14 protein-coding genes are annotated in these 15,597 nt (G+C 63.9%); 8 read left to right on the top strand and 6 right to left on the bottom strand.

All coding sequences use genetic code 11. From position 1 onward, the window contains the following. Together C2R25_RS14920 and C2R25_RS14915 are read left to right on the top strand one after the other, a co-directional pair. Positions 1-197: enoyl-CoA hydratase-related protein (locus C2R25_RS14920; RefSeq protein ID WP_233204027.1), on the top strand; the 197-nt coding region annotated here is incomplete at its 5' end. Positions 198-370: 173 nt separating this feature from the next. After that, positions 371-1,804, top strand: a complete 1,434-nt coding sequence (locus C2R25_RS14915; RefSeq protein ID WP_103729968.1) for an MFS transporter — start codon at positions 371-373, stop codon at positions 1,802-1,804. 46 nt (positions 1,805-1,850) lie between these two features. Here the strand turns inward: C2R25_RS14915 and C2R25_RS14910 are convergent, their stop codons facing one another. Beyond that, positions 1,851-2,819, bottom strand: a complete 969-nt coding sequence (locus C2R25_RS14910; RefSeq protein WP_158250686.1) for a LysR family transcriptional regulator — start codon at positions 2,817-2,819, stop codon at positions 1,851-1,853. 94 nt (positions 2,820-2,913) lie between these two features. Continuing rightward, positions 2,914-3,927 (bottom strand): alpha/beta fold hydrolase, encoded by a 1,014-nt coding sequence (locus C2R25_RS14905; RefSeq protein WP_103729966.1) that lies wholly within the window; start codon positions 3,925-3,927, stop codon positions 2,914-2,916. Between the two features lie 186 nt (positions 3,928-4,113). Between C2R25_RS14905 and C2R25_RS14900 the strand changes: the two genes are divergently transcribed. Beyond that, positions 4,114-5,115, top strand: coding sequence for a nitrilase-related carbon-nitrogen hydrolase (locus C2R25_RS14900; protein ID WP_103729965.1), 1,002 nt, complete (start codon positions 4,114-4,116; stop codon positions 5,113-5,115). 9 nt (positions 5,116-5,124) lie between these two features. On the opposite strand, the gene C2R25_RS14895 is transcribed toward C2R25_RS14900, so the two are convergent. Next, positions 5,125-6,051: an alpha/beta hydrolase gene (locus tag C2R25_RS14895; protein ID WP_103729964.1), complete on the bottom strand. Its 927-nt coding sequence runs from the start codon at positions 6,049-6,051 to the stop codon at positions 5,125-5,127. A gap of 284 nt (positions 6,052-6,335) precedes the next feature. Between C2R25_RS14895 and C2R25_RS14890 the strand changes: the two genes are divergently transcribed. The 3 genes from C2R25_RS14890 to C2R25_RS14880 all read left to right on the top strand — a co-directional run bounded on the left by C2R25_RS14890 (position 6,336) and on the right by C2R25_RS14880 (position 11,007). Further along, positions 6,336-7,418, top strand: a complete 1,083-nt coding sequence (locus C2R25_RS14890) for an LLM class flavin-dependent oxidoreductase (RefSeq protein ID WP_103729963.1) — start codon at positions 6,336-6,338, stop codon at positions 7,416-7,418. Further along, positions 7,415-8,497, top strand: coding sequence for an LLM class flavin-dependent oxidoreductase (locus C2R25_RS14885; protein WP_103729962.1), 1,083 nt, complete (start codon positions 7,415-7,417; stop codon positions 8,495-8,497). The genes C2R25_RS14890 and C2R25_RS14885 overlap by 4 nt, the downstream gene beginning before the upstream one ends. A 164-nt stretch (positions 8,498-8,661) precedes the next feature. Further along, positions 8,662-11,007 (top strand): TonB-dependent receptor, encoded by a 2,346-nt coding sequence (locus C2R25_RS14880; protein ID WP_103729961.1) that lies wholly within the window; start codon positions 8,662-8,664, stop codon positions 11,005-11,007. 100 nt (positions 11,008-11,107) lie between these two features. Here C2R25_RS14880 and C2R25_RS14875 read toward each other — a convergent pair whose 3' ends face one another. The 3 genes from C2R25_RS14875 to C2R25_RS14865 are packed head-to-tail and all read right to left on the bottom strand — an operon-like array spanning position 11,108 to position 13,601. Beyond that, complete coding sequence (locus C2R25_RS14875; protein WP_103729960.1) at positions 11,108-12,037, bottom strand: polysaccharide deacetylase family protein; 930 nt, start codon at positions 12,035-12,037, stop codon at positions 11,108-11,110. Further along, entirely contained in the window at positions 12,034-12,918 is an 885-nt protein-coding gene (locus tag C2R25_RS14870; RefSeq protein WP_103729959.1) for a polysaccharide deacetylase family protein, read from the bottom strand. Before C2R25_RS14870 ends, C2R25_RS14875 begins: the two co-directional genes overlap by 4 nt. Further along, a complete protein-coding gene (locus C2R25_RS14865; RefSeq protein WP_199183851.1) occupies positions 12,918-13,601 on the bottom strand; it encodes an isochorismatase family protein in 684 nt (227 codons plus the stop codon). The genes C2R25_RS14870 and C2R25_RS14865 overlap by 1 nt, the downstream gene beginning before the upstream one ends. Before the next feature lie 180 nt (positions 13,602-13,781). Between C2R25_RS14865 and C2R25_RS14860 the strand changes: the two genes are divergently transcribed. Together C2R25_RS14860 and C2R25_RS14855 are read left to right on the top strand one after the other, a co-directional pair. Beyond that, the gene (locus C2R25_RS14860; RefSeq protein ID WP_233204026.1) at positions 13,782-15,029 is read left to right on the top strand and encodes a CaiB/BaiF CoA-transferase family protein; all 1,248 of its coding nucleotides are present in this window, start codon (positions 13,782-13,784) and stop codon (positions 15,027-15,029) included. Beyond that, the gene (locus C2R25_RS14855; protein ID WP_103729958.1) at positions 15,026-15,487 is read left to right on the top strand and encodes an aconitase family protein; all 462 of its coding nucleotides are present in this window, start codon (positions 15,026-15,028) and stop codon (positions 15,485-15,487) included. The genes C2R25_RS14860 and C2R25_RS14855 overlap by 4 nt, the downstream gene beginning before the upstream one ends. Positions 15,488-15,597: the final 110 nt, after the last annotated feature.

Raw genomic sequence — 15,597 nt, 5'->3', positions numbered from 1 at the left:
CGCAGACGATCGCCGCCATGCCGCCGCTGGCAGCGATGATGAACAAGGAAATGGTCAACCTCGCCTTCGAGACGACGCTGGACACCGGCCTCGTGCTGGAGCGTCGCATGTTCCAGGTCCTGACCTCCACCGAGGACAAGGCCGAAGGCATGGCCGCGTTCGTGGAAAAGCGACCGGGCGTCTGGAAGGGGAAATAGAACTTTTCAGCTCCGCCGCCCGAGCCATCGGTCTGCTTGACGTCCAGCGCTGCAGCAAAGGCCTTGGGGCCCGCCCGTAGGGCAAATCCACCTTGCGGACATATCAACAAACAGCATTTGGTCATCGCGAGCCGCTGCCTGTTCTGCTCTGTCGGACAAGCACGGAGAGCGGCATGGCATCGACACTGCATTCAATAACGCGACCACGGATTGCACGGTCGGGACCGTGGTCGATTCGGATTGGATCGCTGCTGATCCCGCTGGCCCATGCGGCCGGGCAGAACGTGGTTACGGTGCTGGGCCTGCGGTTCATGACGGATAGCCTGGCGATCTCGGCCGGGACCGCGGGCCTGATCTTCGCGCTGGTCAAGATCTACGACGGCTTCCTCGATCCCACCGTCGGCGCCTGGAGCGACCGCTTTCAGTCCCGCTGGGGACGACGCCTGCCGTTCCTCTTCGCAGGCGGGCTCGCGATGCCGCTGGGCGTGGTGATGCTGTTCGGCGCGCCTGACGTCGGTTCGATCCTGCTGACAGAGATCTTCGTGACCTTGGCGCTGGTGATCCATGCCTCCGGCTATACGCTGATGACGATACCGGGCTTTGCGATGGTGGTCGAAAGCTCGACCGACCCTGACGAACGCGCGCGGCTCATGGCGTGGCGGACGTATGGGAATGCGATCGGCGCCTTGCTTGGGTCCACCTTGCCGACGTGGCTGTTGGGTATGATAGGACCCGGCAGGCAGAGCCACCTGATCCTGGCGGCGCTGGTCGGGGCCATCGTGTTTGGTGCAACGCTGGCCGCCGTGAGGCTCCTGCGCGATGCGCCGCGAACGGCACCGCGTGCCGACATCGCGGAGCGACGCGGGCATGTAAACCTATGGCAGCAACTGACAAGTATCTGGGCTAACAGGCCCTTTCAGGTGCTGGCCATCGCTCATGTCTTCCTGCTGTTCGGCACAGTCATCGGATCGGCGACTCTGGCGTACTTCACCCGCGTGGTGCTGAAGGTAGGCGATGCGATGCTGGGCACGTACTTCATGCTTTCCACCGTCGCGATGGTCATCGCCATGCCCGTCTGGGTTTTCGCTGCGCGCCATATCGGCCGCAAGGCGTGCTACATGATCGCGTTGGCGGTGTACGGCATCAACCACATGTCCTGGCTGCTCGCAGGCGCTGGTGAAGGTATCTTCGGCGTGAGCGCGCGGGCGCTCGTGGGCGGATTTGCAGGTGGCGGCATGATCCTGTGCGCTTATGCATTGCTGTCGGACGCGGTTCGTTACGACTTCGTGCGCAGCGGCGAACGTCGGGAAGGCGCATTCGCGGGCATCACCACGTTGCTGGACAAGCTGTCTTCGGCGGCGGCACTGGCCGCTTTGGGAGCGTTTCTTTCAGCCATGGGCTATGTGTCGTCCGCCGGGGGCGCCGCGCAGGCGCAGGGCGCGCGTGCGGAGTGGGCCATCATGATGTGTGAATCCGTGATTCCGGCGCTGGCGATGGCTGGCGCCTTCATCACGATGTTCTTCTATCGCCTGGACGCGGATGCCCTGGTCGCGGAAGAGATGCCGGCCCTCGATCCGGCGCCGGATCCCACCGGGGAGCCCACGTGACGCGGTGAGGAGAGATGTGGCGGAGGAGGACGTCCGCGGCTGAAGGTCAGTTGGCCTGCGGCGGACGCGGCGAGGCGCCGGCCGCCGGGGCGGAGCCATTCATCGACGACGGCATCAGCCGGTCCTCCGCGTCTTGGCGGATCAGGTGCTTGCGCAGCTTGTCGGCGAACCGTTCCGCCGATTGCTTGATCTCCGCGTCGGCCCGGAACAGCAGGCCGCCACGCAGCGGGCGCGGCGGACGCTCGACATGGAGCGCGACGGCGCCAGCCTTGGCCATGATGGCGTCTGGAAGAACACCCAGCATTCCTTCCTTCACGACCATCTCCCTCAGGAACGAAACGCAGCCGCTTCGGATACCGGCCGCTGGCATTCCGGAGTTGCCGGTGGCGAAGTAGGAGCGCAGCGCGTCCAGGGCATGCTTTTGGTCGAGCGTCGCCCAAGCCCAGCGGGAAAGCTCCGACGGCGTCAGTCCACTGCGGCGCGCCAGCGGATGATCCGAGGCGGCGTAGATCGAGCAGGGCGTGCTCCTGATGCGCTCATAAACGAGCTTTTCTACCATCGTCGTTGGCGGCACGGTGGTGAACACGACGTCCACCTTTCGTTCCATCAGGGCCGGAACGGTTTCCGCCACGTGACCTTCGACCACACGCATGGAAATGTCGGGATTTTCACGCGTGAATGCGGCGATGATGGGGCGCACACCCATCTCTGCCTGAAACGGGCAGAGCGCAACCACCAGTTCCTCGCCCAGACCGCGCTTTGCCAGAGCGATCCGCTGCTGGGCGCGTTCATGCTCGTTGACCATCAGTCGCGCGTGCTCCAGCAGGGCGCCGCCTGCGGGGGTCAATTCCACCCCATTGGAGCGGCGGTCGAAAAGGCGCGCGTCGATGTCGTCTTCCAGGGTCTTGATGCTGCGCGTCAGGGCGGGCTGGGTCAGACAGACCCGTTCCGCCGCGCGTGAGAAGTTGCCGAGTTCGGCAACCGCGATGAAGTGCCGTAACTGACGAAGATCCATGGCCCACCCAATGCGGCTGACGGAAAGGATGCAGGCTCCGGGCGATGGTGGCTCCCGTCCAGCTCTCCGAAGGCATTCTCCGCAGGGCGGTGAATCAGTCTGCAGCCACCGGAGACAATGCATCAATCCACTTGCGAAGATCCTGTCCGGTTCTTTCGGGCAGTTCGATCATCGGATAGTGGCCCACGTCCGGATAATGGATGATGGTCATAGGGGCGTTCGCGAACATCGTGCGCGCATCCTCGGCGCGATCCTTCGGGATCACGATGTCGCGGTCTCCCCACTGCAGCAGCACCGGCACCTTCACCGCCGCCGCAGCTTCGCCTGCACCCGATTTCCAGACCGATTTCGTGTTGGCGAGATAGTACGTCTTCACCCGCGCGAAGCCGCCCGGGATGTTGTTGGTGAGGTAATACCAGCGCACCGTTTCAGGTTTGAGCCTCTCTAGCCGCCCGTAGAGTTCCGCCAGCGAATGGCGGTAGAAGACTTCCGGCATGTAGTTCGGCACGAGGTTCTCGTGCATCCATGACATCGTCGATACCAGCCTTGAGGTTTGGGTGGGTGGCGGAGCCTTGAGCGGAAGCGTCGATACAGCCAGCGCCCTGACGTGCTCGGGATGGCGGGCGGTATACATGGTGGCGATGGTGGCGCCGCTGGAACTGGCGACGATCACGAAGTTGCGCAGCTTCTTTTGAGCGACGAAGCGCTCGATCAGATCGACGACAGTTGGCATTCCCTGTGACGCGCGGGGATCGACCGACATGCCGTAGGGAGGCCAGTCGAACCGGACCACGCGGTAAGACTTTTTCAACTGATCGGCCCAGCCATCCCATATCCGCAGGTTCGACATGGAACTGTGCAACATCAGGATGACAGGACCCTGTCCTTCATCGCGGACGTGGAGCTTGACAGGCCCCACCATCTCGAACCTGGAGGGGCCGGTCGCCTGCTCTGCCACGACTTCATCGTAGCTGGGGTTCCACCAGCCCAGGCGCATCGTGCCCAGCGTGCCCGCCGCGAGGAGCGCCGCCGCGCCGATGATGCCACCCGCGATGCGCAGGCCGCGCCGCCTAGGCTTGCCCGTGCTCGCATGATCTTGAACGCCCATCGTCTGTTCCCCCTCGTTGAAAAGAGCGATGATGCCGAGAGTGTCTCCCTGGCTCCAATCAGTAGATTGCAATGAGGCATGATCAGCCCGCATAGCGCTACCGGCCCTGCTGCGGATTGATCGGCAGGCGGGTAAACCGGACACGTCCAAGGCTCTGCCGCCGGTGCGCGCCTATCGCTGGACCCAATGGAACCCGCCGATCCCCAACCGTATGTGGCCGCCGCCGTGGCCATGGTGCCGCGCTGTATCTTTCGCGGGGGTACAGTCGATGACGAGGCGTTCGATAGCAACATCGTTCAATGCGCTGCCGAGGTTGTGCGGATGGCAGAACTGCACGGTGCCCGGCTGATCGTCTTTCCGCAGTTCGGCCTTACCGGTCACGCCATGGTACCCGCCGAAGCGTGGTGCGAGGCCGCCGTGGAGATCGACAGCCGCCCAATCGATAGGATTGCGCAGGCCGCTCACCGCTCCCGGGCGTTCATCGCGGTGCAGGTGCCGGAGCGCCATGCCGCGTTTCCGGGCCGCTATTTCCTTTCCTGCATCATTATCGGACCGGATGACGGCTTGGTGCTGGTCCACCGCAAAAGTTATTCCTTGTCGCTGCGTACCAGCCCGACGGATGTGCACGACCGCTTTGTCGAAATACTCGGGCAGGATGCATTTCACCCCGTCGCTGACACCGCCATCGGCCGACTGGGCGCCACGATCGGGGGCGAACTGCACTGGCCGGAGGTATGCCGGTCGCTGGCACTCAAGGGAGCCGAAGTGATCGTCAATCCGGTGGCTGCCGCTCCGCACCTGGATTACCTGCAAAGGGCCGGGGCCGAGCATGTGCGCAGCGTCCGCGCTTTCGAGAACATGACGTACCTCGTGACGGCGAACATCGGCGCGCCGGAAGCGCCGCGCTCGGCCGTTCACGACTTCAAGGGCGGCGAGGTCTCCCGCAATTCGGCGACCGACCCGGCCGTCGCCCTCGCAACCATTGACCTCGCCGCCTTGCGGGCATGGCGCGAACAGGCATCCGCCAATTTCCTGGCGCAGATACAGCCGCGGACGGACGTGCGGCCCGATCCGGCGCTGCACTGGCCGGCCAATCGCTGGCCGGACCAGGCACCGGCGCGGTTCGAGGATCTGGCTGCCGTCGAAGCCGCAGCATGGCGCCGACTGCAGGATTGCTGGAGCCGGTGATGGCGGCTGTCAGCGCCGCACCAGTCGCGTGGGCAGGGCATCGGTAAGCCCTGCGTCGAGGCGCGCCAGCGCAGCCGCATCGGTTTCGCCTGTGGCAAAGGCGTCGAGAAACAGACCGGCCACGGCATTGGCGCGCGCGATGCCGTCCAGTTGCATCGGCCCCGGCTGATTGGCGTCACAGATGGCGCCGCCGAAGTAGTGGTCCACGCCTTCCAGAACGAGCGCATAGCGATGGCCTGACGGCGGAGCGGCCTCGAAAGGTGTGAGGTGGCCTTTCCAGGCATCCACGTTGCCGGCGGGCGTTCCAGGCGGGACATCCAGCGTGCCGGTCTGGATCAGGGCCGGGACCGCAAGCGCGCCATAGCCCTCTCGCGTCATCATCACCGGTATCGGCGCGGGTGGTGAGAAGGCGAGCGTGCTGGTCGCCAGCCGTGGTACGAGGGGCCCGTCCAGCCCATCCGGGACCACGCCGGCGGCTCCGCCAAGCACCGTGGCGATGAGGCCGCCATAACTGTGGCCCATAGCGACGAATGGCGCATCGCCGATGGAGACGATCAGTGCCCGCATGTCTTCGATGCGGCATCGCCAGCTGGCCAGTCCCTTGAATTCAGCTGTGCGCGGGTGATCAGTGGAGTCGACGTGCAGCGGCGCCAGTACGCGGTAGCCGGCGGCCAGTACCGGCTGCAGGATGCGGTCGTATCGCCAGGGTGCGGACCGGGCGCCGTGGGAGAACAGGACTGTTCCGCTCGTGCGTCCCGCTGGCCGCCAATCGCTGACCGCAATCGCGCGTCCGCCCGGTCCGGCAAGAGCAACGCGGCGCGGCGGGGGCATTGCTGCGCCGCCGGGTACCCTCCGGGACGTCGCGCAGGCCATGGTCAGTCCCTGCAAGGCTCCCGCCAGGAACATGCGACGGGATGGATGGGATAGCGTGGCCATTTGTCTGTCAGTCCCCTGCGGCGCGATCAGCGGCTATGCAGGGCAGGTGAAGGCCGGTCTGCAACTACAGCAGGTGGCAGTGTCCGCCTAGTGGAGCAAACGGCAGGCCCGATCCGACGCGGGTTATACGGCTACCTTATCATCCTATGCGTTCTGTGCGCAAAAGGCACGCCACGCAGTGTTTATTCCCGCAGGGCGAACAGTGCCGCGCCTTGTCCTGCGGCGACGCCGCACGCTCTTCGTAGGCTGCTCTTCAGACAAGCGAGACCTGCACGGGAGCGTCCATGCCGATCGAAATCAACGGCCTCATCAATCATAATCTGTCCTCCGAACTGTCGCCGGTGCCGGTGTCGCACTACGATATCGACGCCGTCGTGCGCCTTGCCAAAGTGCAGGAAGCAGCGGGGTACGATCGGGTGCTGATCGCCAATGCCGCGATGATGCCGGACAACTTCACGACGGCCGCGTACGTCGGCGCGGTGACGGAGCGGCTGGGCGTCATGCTGGCGCATCGGCCCGGTTTCATAGCGCCGACGATGGCGGCGCGGATGCTGGCGACGCTGGACCGGCTTCTGGGGGGGCGGCTGGGCGTGCATGTCATCACTGGCGCCAGCGATATCGAGATGCAGTGCGACGGTGACTTCCACACCAAGGAGGAGCGCTACGACCGCAGTCTGGAATATATCGCTATTCTCCGCCGGATCTGGTCCAGCACGACGCCAGTCGATCATAACGGCAGGTGGTACCGCTTCAACGGCGGCTTTGCCGAGATCAAGCCGGTGAACGGATCCATTCCGGTTTTCTTCGGAGGCATGTCTCCTGCGGCGATCGCCACCGGTGCGGCCTGCGCGGACGTCTTCGCGACGCTCAGCGATACGGTCGCCGGCATGACGGAGGTCGTGCAGAAGGTCACTGCGGTGGCAACGCCGCTGGGTCGCAAGCCCGATTTCCTCGTATCGCTGCGCCTCGTGGTCGGGGAAAGTGAGGATAAGGCATGGGCACAGGCGGCCGATCTCAAGACGCGCATAGCGGCGCTTGAGGGCAAGGCGGAGAAGAACACGGTCGCCGCAAGCGCCGCTGGCTTCGCGCGCACGGCGGAACTTGCCGGACGCGGCGAACGCCTCGAGAAATGCTTCTGGAATGGCATCAACGAGATCCGCGGGGCGCACAGCAACAGCGGTACCCTGGTCGGTGATCCGGATCAGCTTGTCGATGCGATCATGGATTACTGGGATGCCGGCGTCCACAAGTTCATCCTGCGCGGCTACGATCCGATTGCCGATGCCGAAACCATAGGACGCGACATCATCCCCGCACTGAGGCGAAAGGTCGCTCAACGGGAAGCGCGTGTGGAGGTGCTGCCATGACATTCGAGGTCATCGGGCTGCATTTCTTCGCGGATTCTTCGGAGGCGCATCCGCTAAGGGGCGTCTATGATCCGCAGTTCATCCGCGATTACGCTGTGGCGCATGAGGCGGCCGGCTTCGACCGCGTGCTGGTCGGGCAAACGGCGACCTGGCCGGATCCGCTGACCACCGCCGCACATGTTGCGGCGGTGACGAGAACGCTGAAGTTCATGGTTGCGCATCGGCCCGGCTTCATCGCGCCGACCATGGCCGCCCGCATGTTCGCCACCCTGGACCGGGTGAGCGAAGGGCGCGCCGGAGTCCACATCATCACCGGAGCCAGCGACGTGGAGACGCAGGCCGACGGCGATTTCCTGACCAAGGACCAGCGCTACTGCCGAAGCCGCGAATATGTGGAGATCCTGCGGCGCATGTGGTCAAGCGAAGTTCCCTTCGATCATGCCGGGGAATGGTATCGCTTCAACGGCGCGTTCTCGCTGGTGAAGCCGGTGCAGCAGCAGATCCCGATCTTCTGGGCCGGTAACTCTACCGCTGCCGTGGAAATGGGTTCGCAGGTCTGTGACGTTTACGCCATCGGACCGGCGCCGCTCGCGGAGACGCGCGCGACGATCGAGCGCTTCAAGGCAGAGGCCGCACTGCACGGGCGCAATCCGGAAGTGTCCATGTCGATGCGCGTCATCGTTTCGGATACTGAGGAGGCCGCGTGGCAGAAGGCGGAGCGGTTGCTGGACACCGTCATGTCTCATCTTGCGGCCGGTGCGCAGATCGGGCGGGACAAGGGCGCTGACGACCCGGGCACTCTGGCTTTGCGGCGACAGGCAGCCATGGGCGAGCGCCTGGACGAGCGCTTGTGGACCGGCATGACGCAGGCCACGCAGGGACGGCTTCACGCCACGGCCCTTGTGGGGACGCCCGACCAGGTAGCGGATCAGTTGGTTCGGTATCACGCCGCAGGTGTCGATCGCTTCCTGCTTAACGGCTTCTACACGATCGAGGATGTCCGGCTTTTCGGTGAAGGTCTCGTTCCGGTCCTGCGCCGGAAGATCGGCCGTGAGCGATGCGACGGCGGCAGTGGCTGAGACAACCGTCAAGACAAAGTTTTATTTATAACCGATAAAACTATACAAATATTCGCCAGTTGGGGAATGAAGATGCCGTTGTTGTGCTAAAAACGTGATGAGTTACCACGAGGATCGGCTTTAATGTCTAAAGCATAATAGGAATTAAAGGGGAAGTCGGTATCATGAGGACTGTTGCCTATTCAGTCGGCGTTGCCGCGATAGCGACGATGCTAAGTAGTACGCCCGCCTTTGCCCAGGTTTCCGGTGAAGCGGATGCTTCGGGGAATGCCATCATCGTGACGGCCAAGAGCCGCAGGGAAACCTTGCAGGAAGTTCCTCTCGCGATCACGGCACTGACCAGTGACGATCTTTCCAGCGCCCAGATCCGTGACGTGCGCGATCTCCAGAAGGTCACGCCCAACCTCAGCCTGTTCGGCGGCGCCGGACGCAACGATCCTTCCGCCTATTCTCTACGCGGCCTCGCTCCAAATACGTCGGACGAACGTTACCAGGGCATCTCCGTATTCATCGATGGTGTGGCGCTTTCAGGGCAGTTGGCCTCACTCGATCTCGAAAACCTGCAGCGCGTCGAAGTCATCAAGGGACCGCAAAGCGCGAACTTCGGACGCGCGACGTACAGCGGCGCCATCAACTACGTCACTGTCGATCCGTCGGGTGACAGCGTCACGGGTTTCGTGAAGGCGCGAGGCAGCCTGATGAACTCCGCGCCGGATGCGAACTATTACTTCGGCGGCACGATCACCGCTCCGCTGGTGCAGGACAAGCTCTGGGCCTCGGTGGCCGGTTCGGTGTTTCAGAACGGTGCCATTGCCCGCTCCGTGGATGGCCGGGCGCCGATCGGGCGGGAGCGCACGCAGGCGGTCTCCGGAACGCTTTACTTCAAACCGGACGATACATTCTCCATCAAGCTGCGTGGCATGTACCAGCACGATCGCGATTCCATCGCCGCACAAGTCGTGCAGCATCCGCGCGAATGGCTGCAGTCGGGTGTCGATGTCACGCCCTTCGCCCGCGGCAATGGCGCGTTCTTCCCGGATTACCTGCCCGATCCCGACATCGACAACATCGGCACCAGCGGCGCGCGCGGATATGAACGCGACCGCTGGTTCGCGAGTGCTGTGGTCAGCAAGTATTTCGGTGACTACGAACTCAGCTATCGTGGCGGCTACGTAAATGAATCGCGTACCGCTGACGCGCCAAACGTCCCGCGAGCTTCCGGGCCAGGGCAGGACCGCGTGTTTGGCGACGCGCTGGCCAACAACGAAGTCACGCTGCGAGCGGCATCGCTGGGCACTTTCCCTTCTTATGAGAAGTTCACCAACACCAGCCACCAACTTATGCTTCTTTCGCCAGGAGACAAGCCGCTGCGCTGGCGCCTTGGCGTCTATTACTTCTGGGAACGCGACGATACCGGCTTCAACTCGTTCGCCACGGCGTCCAACCCTTCCGGGCGTACTCGTGACGATCGGCTCGAGAACCGGGCGGTATTCGGCGGATTGGACTGGGATTTCACCCAGCAGCTCACATTGAGTCTTGAAGGCCGATACGCACGCGAAAGAATCTTCGCGCCCGCTTGTCCCGAGTGTGCCTTCTATCCGACCACTACCGATTACGCGCAGGTCTCGAAGGACTTCACCCCGCGCGTCACGCTCAGCTACAAGGCAACGCCGCAGAACACGCTTTATGCCCTGTTCTCGAAAGGTGTAAAAAGCGCCCGCGCCGGGTATGTGACAGTGGGCGGTGTCGTGCAGCCGGTCTACGCCGACCCCGAAAAGCTGTTCAATTACGAGATAGGTAGCAAGAACAGCTTCCTCGATGGGGCGCTGACGCTGAATCTTGCCGGCTTCTACGACGAGGTGAAGGACCAGCAACTGGTCAGCACCATCAATCGTACCATCGACGGACAGACCGTCACCGTCTCGGCGGTGGGGAACGTCGGCTCCTCACGCATCCTCGGATTCGAAGCGGAAACCAACTGGCGTGTGACGCCGCAGCTGACGCTGCGCGGGTCCGTTGGATACGCCAAGCAGGAGTTCACCAACGCCAATCCGATCCTGATCAGTTCCGGTTCGACGGCAGGCTTTCCCGTGAGCGCCGACGGCTCGGTCGTGCTGGACGGTCTGACACAGGCCAATGTGCCGTACTGGAACGGCTTCGTCGGCGGCGAATACAAGCTGCCCGATGTCGGTGATTTCCAGCCTGTGCTGCGGGTCGATGGATCCTACCGCGGCAGCTACTACGCCACCTTGTCGAACACAGTGAAAGTGCGTTCCGCCTGGACGCTCGATGCGCGGCTCAACCTGACGAGCGACAGGATTGATCTGGCGCTGTTCGGCCGCAACATCCTGAACAACCAGCGCGCCGTGGGTTCGGGCCTCGCCGGCGCCACCGCGAACTGCATGTTCATCGAGCGCGACACGGCGACCTATGGTACCAACCAGCAGTGCCTCTATGCATCGGCGCCGCGTCCGCCGGAGTTCGGCATGGAAGCGACGATGCGGTTCTGATCGGGGCGCGGAGTGGGTGAGGCTCGGCCTCAGCCACTCCGCAGGCCGGCGTACGCCCAGCCTGCCGCCAGTTCGAGGCCATGTGCAGACTGGGCAGTTGTCAGCCGTGTGCGGCTCCCCACACGTCCAGTATGTCTGCGCCCGTTGCAAACCAGGTGTCCGGCCGCTCGGCCAGCTTTGTCAGCAGGGCTTCCAGCGAGCCGATCCGGTAAGGCAGCGCCATGATGTACGGCGTCAGTTGCAGCGGCAGCATCCGCCCGCCCCCCTCGCGAGCGGCTTCCGCTGTCAGCCAGTGGGCCGCATCGAGCATCTGCTCTACGTAGCTGTCGGCCGAGTGCTGCTGCACGGTGATGATCTGGCGATCCGACAACTCGTGGTTGAGCGGAATGTTGATCAGTTCGCCCGCCTCGGTCGTCATGACGTAGGGCAGTTCGTCATTCACCCAGTCGCAGCAGTAGGCGACGCCCGCTTCTGCGAGGAGGCGTGGGGTGGCGAAGCTTTGCGAACGCGCAATCGAGTGCCAGCCGCGCGGACGCGTGCCGGTGGCCTTCTCCAGCGCATCCAGCGACCTCGCAATCAGCGCACGCTCCTCGTCTTCGGGGAGGCCGGAGGCGATGGTGCCGTTCATGTCAGTGGAATGTGCGATGATCTCGTGCCCGGCCGCAATCACGTCGGCTATCAGCGAGGGATAGCGCTCCGCAATCGCGGCGTTGGTGGCAAAGGAGGCCTTGGCGCCAGCCTTCGCAAAGGCATCGAGCAGGCGGTAAACGCCGACGCGCGAGCCATATTCGCGCGAGGTATAGTGGCGGTAGTCCGGATAGGCCGTCTGCATGTGCCCGGGCGCGCGGAACGGCGTGTCGCACGGCGTGATCGGAAACCATTCGAGGCTGACCACCGGCCAGACCGCCAGAGGCTTGCCTTCAGGCCATGCCACGCGTGGGCGTTCGCGCATTGGCGACCAAGTGTAGAGGTCATGGTCGTAACCTTCGCGGCGGCGCGGGTATTCGAGGTAGGCGGGGTCGAGGCTCATGCGGCGTCTCCCACATTGGCGATCCAGTGGTCCGCGATGTCGCCCGAGCGGGTGATCCACGCGCGGTCGTCGGCGGCGATGTGGCGCAGCACTCCCTCGAAGGGCCCGATGCGGTGCGGCTGACCGATCAGGTACGAGTGCAACGGAATGCACATGACCGTGCCCGAAGGCTCGGCGGCAAGGCGCTCGTACTGGCGGATGAGAGTGTCGGCATAGTCCCGCGGGCTCATGTTGTAGACGAAGAAGCCGTAGTGGTCGTTGACCTCAAGGCTGTAGGGCATCGAAATCAGGCGACCGCTGGCGGTGTTGACCGGCATCGGCTGGTCATCGTGATAGAGATCGCAGGTGTAGGTGAGGCCATACTCTGCGATCAGGTCCAGCGTACGCGGCGTGTGGGTGAGGGCGGGGGCGAGCCAGCCCTTGATCGTCTGCCCGGTGGCATCGCGCACGGTGCGGATGGAATCCTCGATGATCCGGCGCTCCTGCGCCTCGTCCATGCCGTAGGAATAACGGGTGTTGTAGATGCCGTGGCTGAAGAATTCCCAGCCGCGCTGGTTCGCGTCCTCGACCACGCGGGGGTGGTGCTGGCACAGCGCCACCGAAAGTGAGACCGAGCCGGGGAACCCGTATTTGGTCATCACGTCCGCCATGCGCCAGTGGCTGACGCGGTTGGCATGGTCGCGGTGGGAATAGCCCACGACGTCCGGATGTGGCTTTGCCCACGACTTGCGGTGCGGGTTGGCGGGAGGATCAAGTTCGTAGAATTCGAGGTTGGGGGATACCCAGACGGCCGCCTTCTTGCCGCCCGGCCAGGCGAACGGCGTCCGGCCTCGGTAGGATACGTAGTCGTAAAGCCCTGGATCGGCTGCACCCTCTTGCATCAGCGCGCCTCCAGCCAGTTGATGACGGTCTGCACCGGCTCCACGTCCGCGTACTTGAGCTGCAGGTCAGTCAGGTTGGCGAAGTGATAGCTCTCATGCTTGTCGGCGCAGGTTTCGATGGGGACGATGGTGCGATAGCCTCGGCTGAGGGAATCCACCGCCGTCGCCCGGACGCAGCCTGAGGTGGAACCGCCGGTGATCACCAGGGTATCAACCTTGTGCCATACCAGCAGGCTTTGCAGCGGCGTCTCGAAGAAGGCCGAGGGCATCCGCTTGGTATAGACCATGTCCTCAGATGCGATCTCGCAGCGCTCGTCGAAGGCGTGGCGGCGACTATGGTACTTGATGTTCTGCAGCGAATCCGGCGTATTCGTGCGCGTGCCCCAGACGCCTGCGTCACTGGCATCGTCGGTGTAGGCAACGTGCGTCCAGATCACCGGCATACCCTTGGCGCGGGCGAGGGCGGAGATCGTGTTAGTATATTCGATCTGGCGCGGATCGGTCTCGTAGGCGGTCTTGAACTCGTCGATCCGGGTATAGGCGTTCTGGAAGTCAACGTTGACGATCGCCAGCTTCTCACCAAAGCCGAACTTGGTGCGGGCGGGGTTCGCCATGACCTGCTCGAAGAGCTCGCGCGCCGTCTTGTCCTCGCGGATCATGCGCGTGCCGACCATCTCACTCATTCCAGTTGCTCCCTTGTCCCGGATCCGATCGCCTGAGTCATGACTTGAAGCAGGATAAGTGCGCCCTGCCGCGTCGTCGCCCCAGCTATGACGAGCCGACTGTCCGCCGTACGACCACTGTGCAGCCTCACGCGTACGACGATCCTTGCGAATGTCGATTTGTACTGTAGATATACCAAAATGGCAGTCAAGGCGGAACCGAAGATGCACGAACGGGACAGCGACCTTCCTCTCGCGAACATTCGCGTGGTCGAATTCTCGCACATGGTGATGGGACCTTCGACCGGGCTGATCCTTGCCGACCTTGGAGCGGAGGTGATCAAGGTGGAACCGATCGGGGGCGACCGCACCCGCACGCTACTTGGCTCCGGCGCGGGCTATTTCCCGATGTACAATCGCAACAAACAGAGCATCGCGATAGACCTCAAGTCTCCCGAAGGTGTCGCCGCAGCGCGCAGGCTGGTGGAGCAGGCCGATGTCCTCATCGAGAATTTTCGCCCCGGGGCCATGGTCGGCCTCGGCCTTGGTCCCGACGATTTCTCCACGAGCAATCCCGGCCTCGTCTACTACAGCGCCAAGGGCTTCCTGACCGGCCCTTACGAGAACCGCGCGGCGCTCGACGAGGTGGCGCAGATGATGGGCGGCCTTGCCTACATGACGGGCCCAAGCGGCCGTCCCTTGCGCGCGGGCGCCTCAGTGATCGACGTCACCGGAGGCATGTTCGGCGTGATCGGCATTCTCGCCGCGCTGGAGCAGCGCCACCGCACCGGCAAAGGCGCGGTCGTGCGCTCATCGCTTTACGAGACCACGGCATTCCTCGTCGGTCAGCACATCGCGCAGCTCGCCGTCACCGGCAATGCCGCTCGCCCGATGCCGGAACGCATCTCGGCCTGGGCGATTTACGACGTGTTCGAAACGGCGCGGCCCGAGGAGCAGGTCTTCATCGGCGTTGTCAGCGACAGTCAGTGGCAGGCGTTCACCACGGTTTTCGGGCTGGACGACCTTGCCGCCGATGCCGCGCTGGCAGAAAACAACGCCCGTGTGCTCGCCCGGGAAACGCTGCTGCCGAGGGTGCGCGAACTGGCGAAAGGCTTCGCGCGTGAAGACCTGCTGGCAAAGCTGGAGGAAAGCGGCGTAGCCTTCGCCCCCATCGCGCGCCCACAGGATTTGCTGGATGACGCGCATCTCAACGCCAACGGTGCCCTGCTCGACCTGACGCTGACGGATGGACGGTCCGTTCGCCTGCCCGCCCTGCCGGTGGAGATAAACGGTGCCCTCCCGGGCGTTCGCCGCGACCTGCGCTCACCCGGCGCGGATAGCCGCCGCATTCTGCGGGAATGGGGCTTCGGTGCCCACGAGATCGACATGCTGCTGGCCGCCGGGGCGATCGCAGGCCCGCCCGTTCCTGCCGGCCGCGCTGCACGATGACCGATGCCATCGGCGGCGGGCCCCGTACGCTCGCCGAAAAGATCTGGAGCGCTCACCGCGTGATGACGCTGGAGAGCGGTGCGGACCTGATCGCCATCGATCGCCTGCTGCTGCATGAACGCACGGGTGGGGTCGCGTTGAAGTCGCTGGAGGAAGCGGGGCGTGCGGTGATGCAGCCCTCACGCGTGTTCGCGACGATGGATCATATCGTCGACACCTCACCCGGGCGCACCGACAGGACGCTGATGCCGACCGGTACCGACTTCATCGTCTCCATGCGGGAAAGTGCCAGGCGTCACGGTATCACCCTCTTCGACATCGACGACCCGCGACAGGGCATCGTCCATGTGGTCTCACCCGAACAGGGCATCATCCTGCCCGGCGCCATCCTCGTTTGTCCAGACAGCCATACCTGTACGCAGGGCGCGTTCGGCGCACTGGTGTCAACGCCGGGATAAAATTGGGCCAGGCACCGGTTTAAAAAGGGGCCAGTTGGTTTGAATAAAAAGCCTCATGGTTGAGGCTGGACGCTCTCGGCAGCGGGGAAGCGGCTGTAGCGGAGCGGAAG

Origin of the sequence: Novosphingobium sp. HII-3 (assembly GCF_002916655.1) — a bacterium.
Taxonomy (GTDB): domain Bacteria; phylum Pseudomonadota; class Alphaproteobacteria; order Sphingomonadales; family Sphingomonadaceae; genus Novosphingobium; species Novosphingobium panipatense.
Note: the sequence above shows the minus strand (reverse complement) of the source record. Positions and strands in the feature narration are given on the sequence as shown.